This window comes from Haloferax gibbonsii (genome assembly GCF_001190965.1).
Taxonomy (GTDB): Archaea; Halobacteriota; Halobacteria; order Halobacteriales; family Haloferacaceae; genus Haloferax; species Haloferax gibbonsii.
In genome coordinates, this window is record NZ_CP011947.1 from 1,852,171 (window position 1) to 1,870,902 (window position 18,732).

Genomic DNA, 18,732 nt, shown 5'->3' on the forward strand with positions numbered 1-18,732 from the left:
CCTCGTCGGGTGTCGCGGGCGAGAATTAGAGATTGCGGTCTGCGGCGACGTTCGCAGGGGTTCCCCGGGGCTTCGTTTCAGTCCTTGAAGAAGTCGTCGTCCTCGAACGGTTCGTCCTCGCCCTCGACCGCAATCACGTCGAGCGCGGTGACGACCGCGCCGGTGTCGAGGATGCCGGCGAGGCTCGGGTTGGTTCGGCCCTCGTCGCCCGAGACGAGTTCCTTGATGTAGAGGCCGCCCTCGCCGTGGATTTCGACGGTCGCGTGGCGCGCGTCTTCGAGGTCGCCGGTGGCGTCGTAGACGTGGCGGGTGCGGGTGATGCTCGCGCGCCGGTGGTCGACGCGGTGGGGCGTGTACTGCTCGATGGTCGCGCCGGTGAGTTCGTCCAGCGCGGCCCCCAGTTCCTCGTCGGTCACGTCGTCGTCGAACTCGACGGCGGCGCGGTACTCCTTGCTCGCGTCGAGTTTCTTCACGCGCTCGACCATGTCGTAGGTGGCGAGGCGGAGCCCCTCGACCTCGATTTCCCCCTCGGCCATCGCGTTGATGTCGCCTTCGAGCTGTTCGACGTCGATGGTGCGGCGGCGGGGTTCCATGATTTCGACCACGAACGGCCGGCCCGTCCCGAGCATGAGCGCGTCCACGTCCTCGCGGCCCGCGCCGTGGAACTTCGCGTCGACGCCGTCCATCACGTCCGTCACGACGGGGGCGACGAAGCCCTCGACGCTGTCCTCGTAGAGGTAGCCCGAGCCGCCGCAGTAGTCGCAGGGCTCCTTGCCCTTGTAGCCCGACCCGTCGCACTCGCGGCAGGGCCACTCGGTCTGCGGGATGTCGCGCGCGAGCTTCCGGTAGCGCCCGTAGACGAACGCGGAGTTGAGCTGCGCCTCGACGGTGTCGGCTTCGATGTCGAGGAGGAACTGCACGTCCGGTCGGGTGAAGTCGACCTCGGTGCCGGTGAGTCGGCCCACGCGCTTTCCGACCTCGCGGTTGAACTCGGATTTGAACAGTTCGCCGGCGTCCTCGGGGAGGCCCGCCCCCTCGCGGAGCAGTAGCTCGTTTTCCTCGACGAGCGGCGGCGCGCGGGTGCCGACCTGATACGTCTCGACTTCCACGTCCTCGATGGCCTCGGCGCAGCGTTCGGCCCACGCGTCGAACTCGGCGCAGGCCCCCTCGCAGACCCAGCAGTCCTCGGTCTCGACGGCCTCGTAGGGCTCGTCCGCGTCGAGGGCGGCGGCGACCCGGAGCGACTTGCCCCGCTCGGCGTTCGTCAGCCCGAAACTGCGCTCGGCGAAGGCCCGGCCCAGACAGGCGTCGCAGACCGGCCCGCTCTCGGCGAGCGCTCGCGCGTCCTCAAGGATGCTCATGTTCGGTCTCTATCGGGGCGCGCGTAACTAGCTTACTTTGTTCGCCGCGTCGCCGCGGCACGGCTTGTCGACGTATCTCCGCTCAGAGATGTTTGTCAACACGACCCGAGTGGAGTGCTATCTCGGCTCCGAGAAATTTGATGTACGGCGGCGTGGTAGCCGCTTCAACACCTGGGTCTACGGTCGATATCTCGTGTCTATCAATACGCAAACGAATCGGACGCTCGCACTGTTCGCGACCATCGCGGTCCTCTGGGGGACCTCGTTTATCGCCATCGAGGTCGGCCTCGACGTCCTCCCGCCCGTACTGTTCGCCGCCCTCCGATACGACGTGGCCGGCGTGGTGCTGTTCACCTACGGCCTGCTCGCGGCCGAGGACTGGCGGCCCCGCGGCCGCGACGAGTGGCTCGTCGTCCTCGTCGGCGGGGCGCTCCTCATCGGCGCGCACTTCTCGCTCCTGTTCTCCGGCCAGCGGTACGTGACGAGCGGCGTCTCGGCCATCGTCATCAGCCTCGCGCCCGTCCTCACGCCGGTTTTCGCGTGGCCGCTGCTGCCCGAAGAGCGCCTCGACGGGTTCGGCTTCCTCGGGGTGTTTCTGGGGTTGGCCGGGACGGTGGTCATCGCCCTCGCGTCAGGGTCGGTCGGCGGCCAACTCCTCGGCGTCGTCCTGCTCCTTCTCGCGGCCGCGGCGTGGGCGTTCGGCTCGGTGCTCGTCAAGCGGCTCCCCGGGAACCCGCCCGTCGTTCCGATGCAGGCGTGGATGATGCTCCTCGGCGCGGGCATGCTCCACGTCACGAGCCCCGTCCTCGGCGAGCCCGGCCTCGCGAGCGTGGCGTGGTCACCGGTCGTCGTCGCCGCGCTGCTGTTCTTGGCCGTGCTGTGCAGCGCCGTCGGCTTCATCGCCTACTTCGTCCTGCTCGACCGCATCGGCGCGGTCGAAATCAGCCTCGTCAACTACGTCACGCCGGTCGTCGCCGCCGTCACCGGCTGGGCGTTCCTCGGCGAGCGCATCGGCCCCGTCACCGTCGTCGGCTTCGCGCTCATCCTCCTCGGCTTCGCGTTCATGAAGCGCGACGCGCTCGGCCCGCTGGGTCGTCGCCTCGGCGTCCGCGTCGGTCTCGTCGCGCCCGAACCGGCGACCGACCCGGACGGCCTCCCGGCCGACGACTGAGCCGGTTCCGCCGCCGCCCACCCGAGAGTATCGTAGCGCTATCGCGGTCCCGTTGCTCCGCGACAGCGCGAACGTCGAACCGCTTTCGAGTCGAAAAAAGCCTCGTCGCGTCCGACGCCGGTGTCCGCGTCGGCGTCGGCCGTCGTTCTCAGTTGCTGGTCTCGTTGTCCGACGACGTGGTCGTCTCGTTCGTCGTCGTGACCGTCTCGTTGGCGGCCGTCGTCTCGGTGACCGTCTCGTTGGTGGCGGTCCCGTTCGTGGTCGTCTCGTTGGTCGTCGCGGTCGTCGTGGTCTCCTCTGCGGCGACCTCGTGGGTGGCGAGGACTTCTTCGGCACCCGCGCGGCCGACCCAGACGACCTCGACCGTCGAGCCGCTCTCGGCGGACTCGATTTCGCGGAAGTTACCCACCGAGACGGGGTAGTCCTGCCCCTCCTCGCCGTCGGCGACCCACGTCGCGGTGCGCTCGTCGTCGACGGTGACGTAGACCTCGCTCGTCGCCTCGTCGGTAATCTTCTCGCCGCCCATGTGAACCACGCGGAGGACGCCGCTGTTGGTGCGGAAGGCGAGTTCGGGGTCCGGGACCTCGGCCGGCTCGACGTCGGCCGTCGTCTCGCCCGCCGTGCCGTTGCCGGTCTCGTTACCCGTCTCGTTGCCCGCGGTCGGCTGCGACCCGGAGCCACCGCCCATGCATCCGGCGGTGGTGAGGAGGGCTCCCGTCGCGGCGACGCTCTTCAGGAAAGTTCGTCGTTCCATACGCCATGATTTGCAAGCCCGTATATATGTCTTGTAGTTTACAGTTTGGGGGTGGATAACGACTCACACGGCGGATTTCTTCGTTTCGAGCACTGGTAACTTACAACAGTCCAACCTGTCCGAGCACCCACAGGGCGACGAGCGCGGTCGCCGCGCCGAGCGCGACGAGCAGGAGGGCGATGGCGGCGACCGCGGCCAAGAGGAAGCGTCGGTCGGCCGCTACGGCCGCGGGGGAGGCGTCGTCGTATCGGGCCTCCAACAGCCGGACGTTCCGGGCGTTCGCCTTCCACGCCGCGTCGAACACGTCGCCGACGACCGGGAGCGACCCGACGGTCGCGTCGAGGACGACGTTGCCGAGCATCCGCGCGAGCGTCGCCCGCGGCACGCCGAGCATGGCGGCCTCGACGAGGATGTACGCCGAGAGCGCGGCGGCCGTCGCGTCGCCGACGCCGGGCACGAGCCCCAGAATCGGGTCGAGGCCGATGCGGTAGTTCGTCCCCGGAATCTCGAACGCCTCGTCGAGGTAGAAGCTCACCGTACGGAGTCGCGCGAGCGTCTCCTCGTCCGCGACGCCCACGGACTCGAAGTCGACGACTGCGTCGGGTTCCAGCGACTCGTCCGCGTCGCCGTTGCTGTCGCTCGTCCCCACGGGCGTCGCCGGGGTGTTCGTCGAATCGTTCACACGTGTCAACTCGCGCGGGCGGAACTTGAGAATAGCGTCGGTCGGGGTCGTGTCGAGTCGGAAACTGCGGGTCGAGTGGAAAAAGAGCGCGACGCGCCGCCCCCACGGTTCGGGCGGGCGCGTCGTCGGAGCTACGAAGCCGGACGCCGTCGCGTGACTAAGCCGGAACCCGGGGTCGACGGCGGACCCCCTGCGGTGGAGTCGCGTCCCGAGCTTAGAGCCCCACCTCCATCGCGCGCTCGACGACGCCCGCGCCGTAGCGTTCCGCTAACTCCTCGTGTTGGTCGGGGCGGTGTTCGTACACGTCCTGGAACAGGCTGATGGGCGTCATCGCGGCCTGATAGGTCGCCTCGTCCCACATGCGGTCCTTGGCGATGTCGATTTCGGTGCCGCCGATTCGGAGCGTCGCCGACTGGGTCATGGCGATAGCGCCGCGGCCGGCCTCCTTGGCCGCCTCGAACTCCTCCATGGAGTCGACGATGTCGTCCATGCTCGGGACGTACGAGGTCAGGCCGAGCAGTTCCTCGCGGAGTTCGTCCGCGGTGAGTTCCCGCGTGTCGCCGCCGACCCGGAGTTCGTAGCCGTCGTCGGTAGCTTCGAGCGAGAGGCGGTCCCCGTCGTACACCTCGGCCCCGTCTTCGGACGCGAGTTCGACTTCCTCGCCGCCCGCGTCGAGGAGCCAACTGCCGGTCTTCGGCGGGAGCGGCGAGGTGTTCGCCTCGACGACTTGGCCGGGCGTGAGCGACCAGATGCCGAGCATTCCCTTCGCCTGGTTCTCGGTCATGCGCTCGCGGTAGCCCTCCACGTCGCGGATGTCGTCGTAGGGGCCGTCCACGGCGATACAGCCGGCGGCGCTCGCTCCGCGCGAGGTGTTGTGTCGAAGCTCCGGCCACGCCGGAAGCTCGCCGGTCGGCGTCATGGCGCGCATGTCTTTCGTGTAGTCGACCTCGCCGTCGACGAGGAGGAACAGCCGTTCGAGGTTGTTCGTCGGCTTGCCCATCTCGTCGCGGAGGTCGCCCATGGCGAGTTCGGCCTCGCCGCTCTCGATGATAACCGACATTGCGAGGCTCCCCTCGTCGAGTCCGTGCTCGTTCTCGACGATGGTGAAGAACTCGTCGGCCTTCTTCCAGTCGTCGATGCCGCCGACCTCGGGGATGACGAAGCCGTCGATGTGCTCGACCGCGCCCCGCTCGGGGTCGGTGATGTCGAGCATGTGCTGGAAGCCCTGATATCGGGTCCCGGGGCTGTCGCGGTGCCAGACCATCCGGGGGTGAATCTCGCCGGGGAACTCCGAGCCGTGTTCGGAGATGACTTCGACGATGTTCTCGGCCCCCTCGTCGCGCATCGACGGCGCGGTGGCGTCCTCGTTGTCGGGGACCCACACGTCGGGGGCCTGCATCCCGCGGAGGCCGGCCGCCCGTCGGAGCATCTTCGCGGAGTCGTCTTCGCCCTCGACGGCCGTCGGCGAGGTGAAGAACGTCCGCACGAACTCGCGGTCGTGTCTGCGCTCAGTCATCGTCGTTGCTCGTGATGGGGTCGGCCTGCTCCTCGCTGAACCCTTCGGACTCCTCGATGCGGCGGCGCGCCTCGGGGTCGAACTGCGTCTCGATGTCCTGATACCGCGAGACGAACGATAGCTCGTGGTGGCTCTCGGTCGGGTGGTCGAGGTAGCGCTGTTCGAGGTCGAACTGGCCTTCCTCGTCCTGTTCGGCGAGCTTCTTGAAGTCCTCGTAGACGGCGTGCGCGCCCGAGTGGAGGCCGAACAGCGTGATGAAGATGTACTTGTAGCCGAGGTCGCCCAGCTCCTGGAACGTCAGCGGGTCCTCCTCTTCGGACCACGCGAACGACGACGAGTAGTTGAACGCGAGCTTCAGGTCCGGGTGCGTCTCGTGAATCTCCTCGGCGTAGGCGACGGCGTCCTCGCGCGAGGGGTTCGGCATCTCGGGCCAGACGATGTCGACGCCGGCGTCGGCGTAGATGCGACCGCGCTCGACGTGTTCGTCCCAGTCGCCGTTCGAGGAGCCGTAGGCGTCGGTGCGGGCGATGACGACCGTGTCCTCCGACTGCTTGGCGTCGACGGCCGCCTCGAAGCGGGCGCGGGCCTTCTCGCGGGAGACTATCTGCTTGCCCGCGATGTGGCCGCAGCGCTTGGGCGTCGTCTGGTCTTCGATGTGGACGGCGGCGACGCCGGCCTTCTCGTACTCGCGGACGGCGCGGCGGACGTTGTGGATGCCGCCGTAGCCCGTGTCGCAGTCGGCGATGACCGGGAGGTTCGTCGCCTCGACCATGCGCTTGGCGTTCTCGACCATCTCGGTCATCGTGACCATCTCCAGGTCCGGGAAGCCGAACTGCCCGAGGACCGTCGAGTAGCCGGACATGTAGGCGGCGTCGTGGCCCGTCATCTCGGCGAGGCGGGCGTCGAGGGCGTGGTACATGCCGGGGGCGAACACGAAGTCCTGCGTGTTCAGCATCTCCCGCAGTTCGCGGGCCTTCTGGTTGTCAACATCCTGTGCGAAGACGTCGCTGTCGAGTTCGGTCGGGTTCATTGGGTGTCGGTGGGCTGCATCGTTCGCTCGATGCGGTTCAGTTGGGCGCGGAGCGCGGCCAGTTCGCGCCGGATAGTGGTCATCTCGTCGTCCTCGCCCGGTTGTCGGATGAAGGGGACGAGCGGCGCGTCCATGTTCTCCTCGTTGTTGGGGTAGCGCCGCGCGGCGCGAGGGCGAGTCGTCGTCGAGCGAGTGGTGGTCGGCGTGCGGGTCGTCGTGTCGGTTCGGGTCGTGTTGTCGCGGTTTGTCATCGGTTACGTCGGTGGGGTCGGCGGTCGGTAGCGGTCGGTTCGGGTCGCGGTCGTCGAGCGGTCGGTTGCGTGGTGTGCTGCGGATACTACCATCGGATGTCTCCTCACCCGGTTCGACTGCCGAGTGGTACTAATAGTTAATGATTGATAATGATAATATTAGTTAATGACTTAGTTCTGTACGGATGGATATTAGGCCCTAATTTGACACGTGGTAACACATCTAACTCTTTGAGCGGGGTTCGAGCGTCGTCGGTTTCCCCGGCGACCGGGCGTGCCACGCCGTGACGGGGCGTTCCGCGGACACTACGCTTAATCGCGTCCACGCCCGACGACGCACCAGCGAATGGCATCCGCGATAGAGATACGCGACTTGACGAAGTCCTACGGCGACGTCCGCGCCCTCGACGGCGTCGACCTCGACGTTCCCGAGGGGTCGTTCTTCGGGCTGTTGGGGCCGAACGGGGCGGGGAAGACGACGTTCATCAACATCCTCGTGGGCCTCGTCCGCAAGACCGGCGGCGAGGCGAGCGTCTTCGGCTACGACGTCGAAGACGACTACCGCGAGGCCCGCGACCGAATCGGCCTCGCGCCCCAGGAGTTCAACGTGGACCGATTCTTCCCCATCCGCGAAGTGCTCGAACACAAGGCGGGATACCACGGCATTCCGCACGACGAGGCCCGCGAGCGCGCCGACGAGGTGCTCAAGCGCGTCGGCATCTACGACAAGCGCGACACCCGGTTCGACTGGCTGTCCGGCGGGATGAAACGGCGGTTCATGCTCGCGCGGGCGCTCATCACCGACCCCGACCTGCTCATCCTCGACGAGCCGACCGCCGGCGTCGACGTGCAACTGCGCCACGAACTCTGGGAGACCATCGTCGACCTCAACGACAGCGGGACGACCATCCTGCTCACGACCCACTACATCGAGGAGGCCGAACGCCTCTGCGACGAGGTCGCCATCCTCGACTCCGGCTCCGTCATCGAGGTCGCAAGCCCCGAGGAACTGATGGACCGCGGCACCGACGATATCGTCGTCCAACTCCGCGACCCGCCGACGGCGGTCCCCGACTTCGCGGCCGACGACGACCGCGTCGAGGCCGTCGAACTGGACGGGACTCGCCTCGTCGTGACGGCCCAGCAGGGCGGCCTCGTCGCTCCCGACGTGGTGCAGGCGCTCGACCGCGCCGGCCACGAAATCGTCGACCTCGAAATCTCGCGCACGTCGCTCGAAGAGGTGTTCGTCGAGATGACGAGAAAGGGCGAGGGCCGCGCCACCGCGGAGGTCGAGCAGTGAGCCTCACGAGCCTCGACGTGACTGGTTTTTACGCCCTGCTCCGCCGCGAGGTCCTCCGGTTCGTCCGCCGCCCGCGCAACACGTTCGTCCCACCGTTTATCACGAACGTGCTGTACTTCTCCGTGTTCGGCGTCATCCTCGGCGAGCGCATCAACGAAATCGCGGGCGTCCCGTACATCCTGTTTATCCTGCCCGGCCTCATCGTCCTCGGAGCCGTCTCCAACGCCTTCGAGAACGCCTCGTTTTCCATCTTCCACGGCCGCTGGAACCGCTACATCGAGGAGGCGCTGACCTCGCCGCTGTCGTACACCTCGATGGTCGGCGCGTACGTCCTCTCCAGCGCGACCCGCGGGGTGCTCGTCGGCGCGCTCGTCGCGCTCATCGGCGCGTTCTTCACGTCCGTCGGCGTCGCCAGACCGTTCTACCTCGTCGCGTTCATGCTCGTCATCACCCTGCTGTTCGCGGGCCTCGGCGTGGTCGGCGGCCTCTGGGCCGACGACTTCGACGACCTGACGATGATGAACCAGTTCATCCTCCGCCCGCTGGTGTTCTTCGGCGGCGTCTTCTACTCGCTCAACGAGATTCCCGCGACCTTCCAGCAGGCGTCGCTCCTCAATCCGATGATATACATGGTTAACGGCGTCCGCTACGGCTTCCTCGGCGTCACAGAGGTCGACCCGAACCTGTCTCTCGGCGTGCTGACGGCGCTCACGCTCGGGGTCGTCGGTCTCAACGTCGTTCTCTTCCGGCGCGGCTACGGGCTGACCGACTGAGGTCGGTCGACCGTCGTCGACCGTCCCCGAGGGCGACCGGGCGCGGTCGGCGCATTTTCGACCCGCCGCTCGGAGTTCTTGTCTGAACAACTGTCTTTTGAGATGACAAGTATTTTGACACACGCTCTAGAAGTCACGTCCGAAGTATGGTATCAAAACCCTCCTCCGCGGCGTCGGCGCGGACCATCTCGGTCCTCGCCCTCGTCGCGGCCGTCCTGGTTGGAGCATTCCTCGCCCCCGTCGTCTACGACGCGGCCGCGCCCACCCCCGACAGGGTCGCGGTCATCTCGGTCGACGGGACCATCACCTCCTACACAGCTGACCAGCTGGAAGAGGACCTCCACGAAGCGCGAGAGAACGAATCGATAAAGGCCGTCGTCCTGCAGGTCGACAGTCCCGGCGGCTCTGCCGCCGCCTCCGAGCGCATGTACTTGGCGGTCAATCGGACCGCCCAAGAGATGCCCGTCGTTTCGAGCGTCCAAGGAACGGGCGCGTCGGGCGCCTACTACACGATGCTCCCCTCCGAGAGCATCTACGTGACGCCCTCGTCGGTCATCGGGAGCGTCGGCGTCCGCGGGTCGGCCCCCTACGGTGGCACGTCCAGCGAGATTCGCACCGGCCCCGACAAGGCGTCGATGACTCTCGACCACCGCGAAGCGCAGATTGAGACGCTGAAGCACGCCTTCGTCGGCAGCGTCATGGACCACCGCCGCGACGAACTCTCGCTGTCGCGCGAGGAGGTCGCCTACGCGAAGGTCTACACCGGCGCTCGCGCCACGCAGAACGGCTACGCCGACGACATCGGCACGCTTCAGACGGCCATCGACCGCGCCGCCTCCGAGGCCGGCCTCGAAAACTACGAGGTCGTCGAGAAGGAGCCCCCGACCCGCTCGGGAATCATCCTTCTCAGCTCGCAGAACGGTAATTCGACGGTCGTCATCCAAGAGAGTCCCATCGGGTACGACGGCGTTCGCGCGCCGCAGTTCCTGATGGTGTACGGACAAGTGCAGTACGAAGATGAGGTGATCGGCAATGTCTCAGCGTAACTTACTCGGCGGGACGGTCGTCTTCGCGGTCGCGCTCGGCCTCATCTTGGTCGGAGCCGCGGTGGCACCCTACGCCTTCCAACTCGGCGGTAGCGCCCCGGCAGACACGGAAAACGCCGCGAAACAGGCGTTCGACGCGGACGAACTCGTCGCCACGCCCGGCCCCGAATCGGGCGAGGTGACGATGGATTCGAACGCGGAGCCCAAAACCGTCCTCATCGACGTGGCCCACGAGAACGGTGTGAGCGAGTCCGACATGCAACCGCTCGTCGACGCGCTCGTCGCCAACGGCCATCAGGTGAAGTACCTCACCCGCGAGGACGCCCAGCGGAACTTCAACGCCTCGCTCCGGTCGGCCGACGCCTTCGTCGTCGTCAACCCCGAACAGCCGTACACCGGCGACCAGCTCGCCGGCCTGCGGTCGTTCGAGGACGCCGGCGGCCGCGTCGCCCTCGTCGGGGACCCGCAGTCCGCGGGCACGACGAGCGTCCTCGGTCTCATCACCGTCTCGGTGTCGTCCGGCGCTGTCGGCGGCGACGCCGGGCTGACCTCCGACTACGGGGTCTCGTTCGGTTCCTCGTCGCTGTACAACATGCACGACTACTACCTCAACTACGAGAACGTCTACGCCACGCCCGAGGGCGAAACCGCCCTGACCGAGGGCGTCGACGAGGTCGTGTTCCGCGACGCCGCGCCGCTTTCGGTCTCGGCGGACAGCGTCTCGCCGGCGCTCGTCTCCGGCGGCGAGACCCGCGTCGAGTCGATTCGCAAGACCGGTCCGTACACGGTCGCCGCCCAGAGCGAGACGGTCGTCGCCATCGGTGACGCCGACTTCCTCGCGCCCGAATCGGCCTACGAGGCCGACAACGAGGTGCTCGTCGGCAACCTCGCCGACTTCCTCGTCTCCGGCGACAAGGAGTCCGGCGCGCCCGCCCCGGCCACGCCCGAATCCGGCGGCGAGGCCGGTTCGGCACCCGGACAGGGAACCGCCCCGACTCCGGCGTAACTGAGTCGCACCGACGCGGCCGAAGCCGGACTCCCGGCTTCGCTGCCCCGCCCCGTTTTCTTTCGTCGTTCTTCGCCTAGCGTCGGTTGACGACTTCCTCAGGCGTCTTCGCCGCCGTCGGCGGTGACTCCGTCGGCGATGTGGTCCGCGTCGGCCTCGTCGGCCGCGCGGCTTCGCTCGACCAGTCGCGCGAGGATGTCCGCGGAGACGCCCGACACGTCGCCGGCTTGGACGCCCCAGAGCGTCGCGTAGAGGCCGCCGAGTTCGACGAGTTCGTCGTGGGTGCCCGACTCGACGACTTCGCCCTCGTCGAGGACGACGATGGCGTCGGCGCGGCGGACCGTCGAGAGCCGGTGGGCGATGACGAGCGTCGTCCGGCCCGCCGAGAGCCGGTCGAGCGCGCGCTGGATGAGCAGTTCCGTCTCGGTGTCGACGGCGCTCGTCGCCTCGTCGAGGACGAGAATCCGCGGGTCTTGGAGCATCGCGCGGGCGATGGAGAGCCGCTGGCGCTGGCCGCCAGAGAGCTTCACGCCGCGCTCGCCGATGCGGGTGTCGTAGCCCTCGGGGAGCCGCGAGACGAACTCGTGGGCCTCGGCGGCCTCGGCGGCCGCGACCATCTTCGACTCGGTCGCGTCGAACGCCCCGTACAGGAGGTTCTCCCTGACAGTCCCGTCGAAGAGGTACACGTCCTGACTCACGTAGCCGATGGCCTCGCGGAGGCTCCTGAGTTCGACGTCGCGCACGTCGTGGCCGTCCACGCGGACCGCTCCGTCCGTGGGTTCGTAGAGCCTGAGGAGGAGCTTCGCGACGGTGGATTTTCCCGCGCCCGTGGGGCCGACGAGCGCGACGGTTTCGCCCGGCTCGGCCGCGAACGAGACGTCGTGGAGCACGTCGCGGCCGGTCGCGTAGGCGAACGAGACGCCGTCGAACTCGATTCGCCCGGCGACGGTGTCGAGAGACTCGGCGTCGGGTGCGTCGCGGACGACGGCCTCGCGGTCGGCCAGCCCGAAGATGCGCTCGCCCGAGGCGCGGGCGTTCTCGTAGGAGTTGACGATGCGGCCCGCGCCGGACAGCGGGTCGATGAACCGCTGGGTCATGAACAGGAACGTGACGAACTCGCCGACCAGCAGGTCGCCGGTGAAGGGGGCGGGCGGGCCGAAGATGAGCCAGACGCCGCCGATGGCGAACGTGGCGGCGAACGCGACGCCGGCGAGGAGTTCCATCGACGGCTGGTAGAGGTAGTCGAGCCTGACGACCGCGAGGGCGCGCCGGTAGTAGTCCATGGAGGCGTCGGCGACGCGGTCGGTCTCGTAGTCCTCGGTCGCGGAGGCCTTGATGACCACCATCCCCGAGACGTTGTTCTCGATGCGGGTGTTGAGCGCGCCGACGCTCTCGCGGAGCGCGCGGTACAGCGGCCGAATCGTCCGCATGAACCAGACGGTGAAGACGGCCAGAAGCGGGACGGCCACGAGCGTGACGACCGCGAGCTGGGCGTTCAGGTAGAACAGCACGCCCGCGATGCCGACGACGGCGACGACCAACTGGAGGCCGCCCGAGAGCGTGCTGTCGAGGAACGTCCGGAGGTTGCGCACGTCGCCGTCGAGAATCGACAGCACCTGCCCGGTCTGCTTGTCGTCGAAGAAGGCCATATCGAGGCGCTGGAGCGCGTCGTAGGTGTCCACGCGGACGGCGTGTTGGACGCGATTCGAGTAGACCGCGAGGCCGAGGCCCTGCACCCACGAGAGCGCGACCCCGCCGACGAACGCTCCGATGACGAGCCAGAAACTCAGCCAGAACTGCCCGGAGACGGTCGTCGGCAGCCACGACGACGGAACCAGCGGGAGGGCGTACGCCGTGTTCCGGAAGAACACCGCGTCGATGGCGACCCCGAGGACGAGCGCCGGGACGATGGCGACGAGTCGCCCGAGGACGCTCGCCAGTAGCCCGACGACGAACCACGCCAGGTTCTCGCGACCGTATTCGGCGAACAGGCGGACCATCGGGTCGCGCCCGGATTTGAGGCTCACTTACCTGAGGTAAGCGTCCGGCGGATATGACGTGCGCGGTCGGGGAGATTCGCGCCCGCTGCGGGCGTCGCTTCGCCCTCGCCCGCACGCCCGCCCGAGTGAACAGCGATAAGGTCCCCACGCGACGAATCGGAGTCATGCGCCAATTCATCGTCATCGGCCACGACGCGCCGACGACGCCCGACTTCTCGCTCGACGACATCGCCGGCGGGGCCGGCCGACTCGACGTGCTCTGTCGCTGTGTCAACGCCGCGTTCTTCCTCTCGCACGACATCCGCGAGGACGTTCGGGTTCATCTGGTCCTCGGCGACGAGTACACCGTCCGGTTCGAAGGTTCGGAACTCCGTCGGCTCAACCCCGACGAGCGCTCCACCGCCGCCCTGATTCGCAAGGCGCTGGAGAAGCGCGAGGAGGCAATCGGGCACATGCCCGCCGAGTCGTCGCCGGGGGTCTCCATCCGCCGGATGGGCTTCGAGACGACGCTGGAGGAGGCCGCCCGCGACGCGACCGTGGTCGAACTCCACGAGGAGGGCGACCCCGTGGTTCAGGTCGAACCGCCCGAAAACCCGCTTTTCGTCCTCTCGGACCACCACGACTTCACCGACGAGGAGGCCGAGTTGCTGGCGGCCGCCGCCGACGAGCGGGTCCGACTCGGTCCCGAGATTCTCCACGCCGACCACTCGATTACGGTCGCGCACAACTACCTCGATACCGCGGGCTATTCGCGGTACTGAGGCGAGGTCGGCGGTGTGTCACGCCGTCTGACGGTGGCCCACAATCACAACTGTTAAACGCGACGGTGGCTTGCCTCAAAATGCGGGCCGGTGGGGTAGCTTGGTATCCTTCGGCCTTCGGGTGGCCGTAACCTCAGTTCGAATCTGAGCCGGCCCATTTCTACCCCTTTCAACGCCAACGAGCACCGCGTAGCGTGTGCGAGTCCCTCCGAAACGGTTGTCTGGGCGACTGAAGATCCGAACGCCCGAGCGACAGCGAGGGAAGTTCGAATCTGAATTGACGGAGCCCCGAAATCAAAGTCACAGGAACTCATTTGATTACGCTCCGATCACACTCGAGATCTCTGCTGCCACATCCGCCTCTTCTTCCGCGAGCGAAATCGTCTCAATCACGTCCCCGTCATCGCCGATAACCTTCACCGTGACTGCGCCTTGCTTCGTCTGGACCGCGTTCCAGATGTACACGACACCGATGATTCCACCAATGAACGCCGAGGCCAGTCCGACGAGTTCAGCAAGACCTGCGAGCTCACCGCTCACACGCTCGGTGACGAAGAAAATCCCCAAACCGAGTACGAGTGCTACCAACCCGGCGGCGAGTCCTTGGAGGTCCACTCGCTCACTCCCTTCCTCGACGATTTTGACACCGAGAATGTTTGGTCCCGTAATGAGCGTGCTCTTCGCAAGTTTGAGGTCACGTCCTCGACTGTCTGAGCCGCGTTTAACCTCCATAACGCGCCGGTCTGTGACGACGACCGCGCTTGAGTCGTTGGCTCGAGCAGCGCGAATAGACTCGTTGGAGGACAGATACGGTTGAATCGCATCAGTAAGGTTGGTCATTAGAGTGTCTGGTGGGATACATTCAGGATATATAATATATTCGTGGCATGATATGTATTGGACGACTCACCGGTGAGTGGCGTGATCGATGCGGAACTCATGCTCCTAGGAGAGAGAGCTACGGGAGCCCTGAGACGTTTGAAATACGAGTCTTCCACAGGCCGAGAACGACTGATTCAATCGAGTTACACGGAGTGGTTACTGCCGCCCACGCCACCAAACCGAAAAGCTTCAATAGTTTAGGCCAACCTAAAACAAACGAGGGCGAGCGGTACCGACGGCTCGACCGCCGCCTCCCCGCCGACAGACCCAAGGTGAGCACGGAATCGGCCGAACGGCCGAAGGCAGTCCAATCGCACCAAGCGGCGACGCGAGGCCGGCCCCCGCAGTTTCGAGCCGACGCGCGGCCGAGCCGACGAGGCGCTGTTCGCGCTCGTGACGGCCCCGCTGTCGTCCGGGAACCGAAGCAATTATCTATTTTAGGCTGGCCTAAAAAACTATGGAACGCGACGAGACGCCACGGAAGGGATTGACGCGGCGCGACTACGTGAAGTACGGCGGCGCGGCCGTCGGCGGCGGGCTGCTCGCCGGCTGTACCGGGGGGACCGGTTCGGAGCCGACGACGGACGCCGAGACCGAGTCGACGACCGAGACCGCGACCGAGACGGCAACGGAAACGGAGACCGAGACGCCCGAGGACAGTTCGTACTCGGTGACGATGTCGCCGGTCGGCACCGTCGAGTTCGACGAGCCGCCGCAGAGCATCTTCACGCGGCTGACCCACCACGCGGGGATGGCGTTCGCGCTCGGCCGCGGCGACGACGTGAACGCGGTCAACGGGCCGGAGTACTACGATACGACGTGGAAGCAGTTCACGGCGCGGCTCCCGGGCGTCGAGGTCGACTGGGCGGACCTGTATCCCTCGTGGGAGACGAGCAAGGAGAAGCTCTACGAACTCGACAGCGACGTGCATCTGGCCGACCCCGCGTGGGTCGTCCAGCTCGAACAGTGGGACATGGACGACATCGAGGAGGTCGACGACAACATCTCGCCGTGGTTCGGGAACTCGCTGAGCGGTCGTCACGCGTCGCCGACCGACGAGTGGACCGGCGACTACGAGTACTACACGCTGTGGGAGCAGTTCGAGAAGGTCGCGCAGGTGCTCAACGAAGAAGAGCGCTACGAGGCGCTCACGGCCGTTCGCAACGACGTGCTCGCCACCATCGAGGAACGGCTCCCGCCGGAAGACGAGCGCCCGAGCGTGGTGCTTCTCACGGCGGCCGACATCGAAAAGCAAATCTGGGCGTACACGGTCGGCAACCCCGGCTTTATGTCATCACACATTCGGCCGCTCGAACCCCACGACGCGTTCGAAGGCTCCATCGAGTCCGGTTCGAACGTCGACTTCGAGGCGCTCTTAGAGGCAGACCCCGACGTCATCCTCTTCCTGAGCGGGATGCAGCCGAACGTCAGCATGAACGACCTCCGAGCGACGCTCGAAGACGACCCCGTCGCCGCGGAGATTTCGGCGGTCCAGAACGGTCGCGTCTACCCGCAGGGCGCGCGCTATCAGGGTCCGATTCTCAACCTCTTCCAACTGGAGATGAGCGCCAAGCAGTTCCATCCCGAGGAGTTCGGCGCGTGGCCGACCTCGGACGGCGGACCGTACCCCGAAATCCCCGAGGAGGAACAGCTGTTCGACCGTCAGCACGTCGCCGACATCATCAACGGCGAGTTCTGAGCGGCCGCCGGAGCCGCATCGACGGCCCCGCTACCGGCCCCACTACCGGCCCCGCACCCGCCGTCGCCGAACGACACAAGAGATTTGTTCCGTCCTCGACTCCACCACATAGACAGATGACGGACCGACCCGCGTTCGACCGACGGGCGTTCCTCGCCGCGCTCGGGAGCGCCGGCCTCGGGTCGCTCGCCGGGTGTTCGGCCCTCGGCGGCGACTCGACCGAGACCGCCAGCACCGCCGCCCCGACCGCCAGCGTCGACGCCGACGTCGCCCGCGACCTCGCCGCGCGGTTCGCGCCGACGCTCTACTTCGACGCCGACGAGACGTGGTTCCCGACGGACCCGCGGTCGTACGCGAGCGACCGGGACGGCGAGACGGTCGTCGACGGCTTCGACGCCTTCGACGGCTACCACGCGACACAGGAGGAAACGGGCGAGCGAGCGCCGGAGCCGACGGTGTTCTACAACGTGGTTCGATACGAGGACTCGTCGCTGACGACCGTGCAGTACTGGTTCTACTCGGTGTTCGACCAGTTCACGACGAACTTCCACTGGCACGACTGGGAGGTGCTGCACGTCTTCGTCGACACGGCGGACGACGAGCCGGTCCCCCAACTCTACGTGGCGAGTTCGCACTCGCGGTCGGTGCCGAACAACGAGTTCCTCGACCCGGACCCCGCGCGTCCGCCGCGGGTGCTCTCCGAACTCGGGTCGCACTCCAGCGCGCTGTCGCTCAACGACCGCGCCGACCGGTTCCAGCGGCTCCCGACGGGCGGGACGTTCGCGGACATCACGAACCGGGCGTTCGACCGCATCGAGGACGCCGCGGAGATACCCATCGCCTACGGCCTCCCGAGAGACGAGGGCGCGCGCCTCCCCTACGTCGTCCCGGAACTCGACGGCGCGCCGGTGTACGAAGACGAGCGACTCCCGTCGGTCACCCGCGACTCCCTCGTCAGCGAGGCGCTCACGGTGCGGTCGTTCGACGCGCTGTCGTCGCCGCCGACGGACCTCCCGGCGCGGTCGACGGGGTTGGTGTTCGGGCCCGAGGCGACCGGCGAGCGCGACGCGGACGCGGACGCCGACATCGAATACGCGCTCGTCTCCGCGGGCGAGGTCGAACACATCACCGAGTTCACCGGGCCGCAACTGAGCTTCGAGTTCGCGGTCCCGACGTTCGCCGAAGACGCGATTGCGAGCCACCTCACGACGACGAGCACGCCGTGGAGCCAGTCGCGCTACGCCGACCCCGCGGCGGACATCACCGACCCGACCCACCGCAGCGCCCTCGCCGAGCGGTACGACGTCGTCGACGAGCCCTCGGCGCTCAACACGCTTTTCGTCCGGGTGACGGAGGCCGTCACCGACGCCGACGCGCCGGACGGCGAGGGCGTGACGACCCGCGAGTCGGGCGTCGAGTCCGTCCTCCTCTTGGAGAGCGACCCGGAGGCCGCGCCGACGTTCGGCGGTCTCGGCGTCCTCCGCGACGTCCCCGCGGGCGAGCATCGGCTCACGGTGAACGGCGCAGGTTCGGCACCACACAGCGAGACGGTTCAGGTCGGCGACGCGGGGCCCGGGTCGGAGTCCGCGACAGAGACCGAATCGTCATCCACCGACGGCGACGACGGCGAGACGCTCACCACGGCCGGCGTGGGCGGCGAAATCCCGCTCGTCGCCCGGGAGTCGGCGACGAAAGTCGAAGTCGACGCCGACGGGACCGACCGCGACCTGACGTCGCTCGCGCTCGAAGACGACTTCGCCGGGCGGCTGTACGACGCGCCGCTGTCCGGGCCGGACGCCGTCTACGTCCACCGCGGCGGCGCGTACACCGTCGAAGTCCGCGACAGCGACGACGAAATCGGCGCGTTCCGCGTGAACCCCGACCCGAACGCGAGCGCCGCGGGCGACGACTCGGATTCTGACTCCGGGTCCGCGCCGGCGTCGATTCCGAGCGTCCGAATCGACGAGCCGCGAACGGGGAAGGCGTCGCTCGCGACCTTCCTCGCCGACATCGCCGCCGAGACGGCCGCGGCGGTCGCGGCGGCCGACGAGAGAGACGGCGGCGACAGCGACGACTCGGACGACTCGGGTACTTCGGACGACTCGTCGGGCACGGGTACCCCGGACGACTCGACGGGAACGGCGACGAGCGACGGACAGGCGAACGCGGTCCGCGGGCTGGCGCAGGCGCTCGAATCGGTCGCCGAGGCCGCGAACCGGGCCGCGGAACGCGCCGAGGCCGGCGAGCGGGGCCGGGCGGACGAGAGCCTCGACACCGTCGCGTCGCGGCTCGAACGCGTGGCTGAGCGGTTAGCCGAGGCGCGCGGGGAGCTTCCGGGGTCGCTCTCTCGGGCGACCGACCGGCGACTCGAACAGGCGCGCCGTCGCTCGGAGCAGGCCCGCGCGGCCGACGCGCTCTGAGTCAGTAGTTCGCGCGGCCGATACGCTCTGAGTGGTGAGTGGATAGTTCGCGTAGCCGACCGGCCGCGAACGCGTCGCTC

The 18,732-nt window shown here is 67.5% G+C and carries 16 protein-coding genes and 1 tRNA gene; 9 read left to right on the forward strand and 8 right to left on the reverse strand.

What is annotated here, in order from left to right:
- Positions 1-77: 77 nt before the first annotated feature.
- Positions 78-1,361 (reverse strand): tRNA pseudouridine(54/55) synthase Pus10, encoded by a 1,284-nt coding sequence (locus tag ABY42_RS09630; RefSeq protein ID WP_004976278.1) that lies wholly within the window; start codon positions 1,359-1,361, stop codon positions 78-80.
- Positions 1,362-1,554: 193 nt separating this feature from the next.
- On the opposite strand from ABY42_RS09630, the gene ABY42_RS09635 reads away from it, so the two are divergent.
- The gene (locus ABY42_RS09635) at positions 1,555-2,532 is read left to right on the forward strand and encodes a DMT family transporter (RefSeq protein ID WP_050459312.1); all 978 of its coding nucleotides are present in this window, start codon (positions 1,555-1,557) and stop codon (positions 2,530-2,532) included.
- A gap of 148 nt (positions 2,533-2,680) precedes the next feature.
- On the opposite strand, the gene ABY42_RS09640 is transcribed toward ABY42_RS09635, so the two are convergent.
- The 5 genes from ABY42_RS09640 to ABY42_RS09660 all read right to left on the reverse strand — a co-directional run bounded on the left by ABY42_RS09640 (position 2,681) and on the right by ABY42_RS09660 (position 6,765).
- Positions 2,681-3,286, reverse strand: a complete 606-nt coding sequence (locus ABY42_RS09640; protein ID WP_049905166.1) for a twin-arginine translocation signal domain-containing protein — start codon at positions 3,284-3,286, stop codon at positions 2,681-2,683.
- Positions 3,287-3,386: 100 nt separating this feature from the next.
- On the reverse strand, positions 3,387-3,968 hold the full coding sequence (locus ABY42_RS09645; RefSeq protein ID WP_050459314.1) for a DUF4112 domain-containing protein: 582 nt from the start codon (positions 3,966-3,968) through the stop codon (positions 3,387-3,389).
- A 214-nt stretch (positions 3,969-4,182) separates the two neighbouring features.
- On the reverse strand, positions 4,183-5,484 hold the full coding sequence (gene aceB / locus ABY42_RS09650; protein WP_050459315.1) for a malate synthase AceB: 1,302 nt from the start codon (positions 5,482-5,484) through the stop codon (positions 4,183-4,185).
- Entirely contained in the window at positions 5,477-6,514 is a 1,038-nt protein-coding gene (gene aceA, locus ABY42_RS09655) for an isocitrate lyase (RefSeq protein WP_050459316.1), read from the reverse strand. The genes aceB and aceA overlap by 8 nt, the downstream gene beginning before the upstream one ends.
- Positions 6,511-6,765 (reverse strand): hypothetical protein, encoded by a 255-nt coding sequence (locus ABY42_RS09660; RefSeq protein ID WP_050459317.1) that lies wholly within the window; start codon positions 6,763-6,765, stop codon positions 6,511-6,513. The genes aceA and ABY42_RS09660 overlap by 4 nt, the downstream gene beginning before the upstream one ends.
- Positions 6,766-7,111: 346 nt before the next feature.
- Here ABY42_RS09660 and ABY42_RS09665 point away from each other — a divergent pair, with 346 nt between their 5' ends.
- From ABY42_RS09665 to ABY42_RS09680, 4 genes are all read left to right on the forward strand, one after another.
- Positions 7,112-8,065, forward strand: a complete 954-nt coding sequence (locus tag ABY42_RS09665) for an ABC transporter ATP-binding protein (protein ID WP_050459318.1) — start codon at positions 7,112-7,114, stop codon at positions 8,063-8,065.
- Positions 8,062-8,838 carry an ABC transporter permease gene (locus tag ABY42_RS09670; RefSeq protein WP_050459319.1) on the forward strand — a complete coding sequence of 259 codons (777 nt, stop codon included), beginning with the start codon at positions 8,062-8,064 and terminating at the stop codon, positions 8,836-8,838. Before ABY42_RS09665 ends, ABY42_RS09670 begins: the two co-directional genes overlap by 4 nt.
- Positions 8,839-8,984: 146 nt before the next feature.
- Positions 8,985-9,884, forward strand: coding sequence for a S49 family peptidase (locus ABY42_RS09675; RefSeq protein ID WP_050459320.1), 900 nt, complete (start codon positions 8,985-8,987; stop codon positions 9,882-9,884).
- Positions 9,871-10,890 (forward strand): hypothetical protein, encoded by a 1,020-nt coding sequence (locus ABY42_RS09680; protein ID WP_004976253.1) that lies wholly within the window; start codon positions 9,871-9,873, stop codon positions 10,888-10,890. Before ABY42_RS09675 ends, ABY42_RS09680 begins: the two co-directional genes overlap by 14 nt.
- A gap of 98 nt (positions 10,891-10,988) precedes the next feature.
- Here the strand turns inward: ABY42_RS09680 and ABY42_RS09685 are convergent, their stop codons facing one another.
- Entirely contained in the window at positions 10,989-12,890 is a 1,902-nt protein-coding gene (locus tag ABY42_RS09685) for an ABC transporter ATP-binding protein (protein WP_050459916.1), read from the reverse strand.
- Between the two features lie 164 nt (positions 12,891-13,054).
- Between ABY42_RS09685 and trmY the strand changes: the two genes are divergently transcribed.
- Both trmY and ABY42_RS09695 read left to right on the forward strand, forming a co-directional pair.
- Positions 13,055-13,651 (forward strand): tRNA (pseudouridine(54)-N(1))-methyltransferase TrmY, encoded by a 597-nt coding sequence (trmY, locus tag ABY42_RS09690; RefSeq protein WP_050459917.1) that lies wholly within the window; start codon positions 13,055-13,057, stop codon positions 13,649-13,651.
- A gap of 84 nt (positions 13,652-13,735) precedes the next feature.
- A tRNA-Pro gene (locus tag ABY42_RS09695) sits at positions 13,736-13,808 on the forward strand.
- 161 nt (positions 13,809-13,969) lie between these two features.
- Here the strand turns inward: ABY42_RS09695 and ABY42_RS09700 are convergent.
- On the reverse strand, positions 13,970-14,491 hold the full coding sequence (locus tag ABY42_RS09700) for a hypothetical protein (RefSeq protein ID WP_049905164.1): 522 nt from the start codon (positions 14,489-14,491) through the stop codon (positions 13,970-13,972).
- Between the two features lie 499 nt (positions 14,492-14,990).
- Here ABY42_RS09700 and ABY42_RS09705 point away from each other — a divergent pair, with 499 nt between their 5' ends.
- Together ABY42_RS09705 and ABY42_RS09710 are read left to right on the forward strand one after the other, a co-directional pair.
- Complete coding sequence (locus ABY42_RS09705) at positions 14,991-16,232, forward strand: ABC transporter substrate-binding protein (RefSeq protein WP_050459322.1); 1,242 nt, start codon at positions 14,991-14,993, stop codon at positions 16,230-16,232.
- Positions 16,233-16,348: 116 nt separating this feature from the next.
- Entirely contained in the window at positions 16,349-18,652 is a 2,304-nt protein-coding gene (locus tag ABY42_RS09710) for a hypothetical protein (RefSeq protein WP_050459323.1), read from the forward strand.
- The last annotated feature ends 80 nt before the right edge of the window (positions 18,653-18,732 follow it).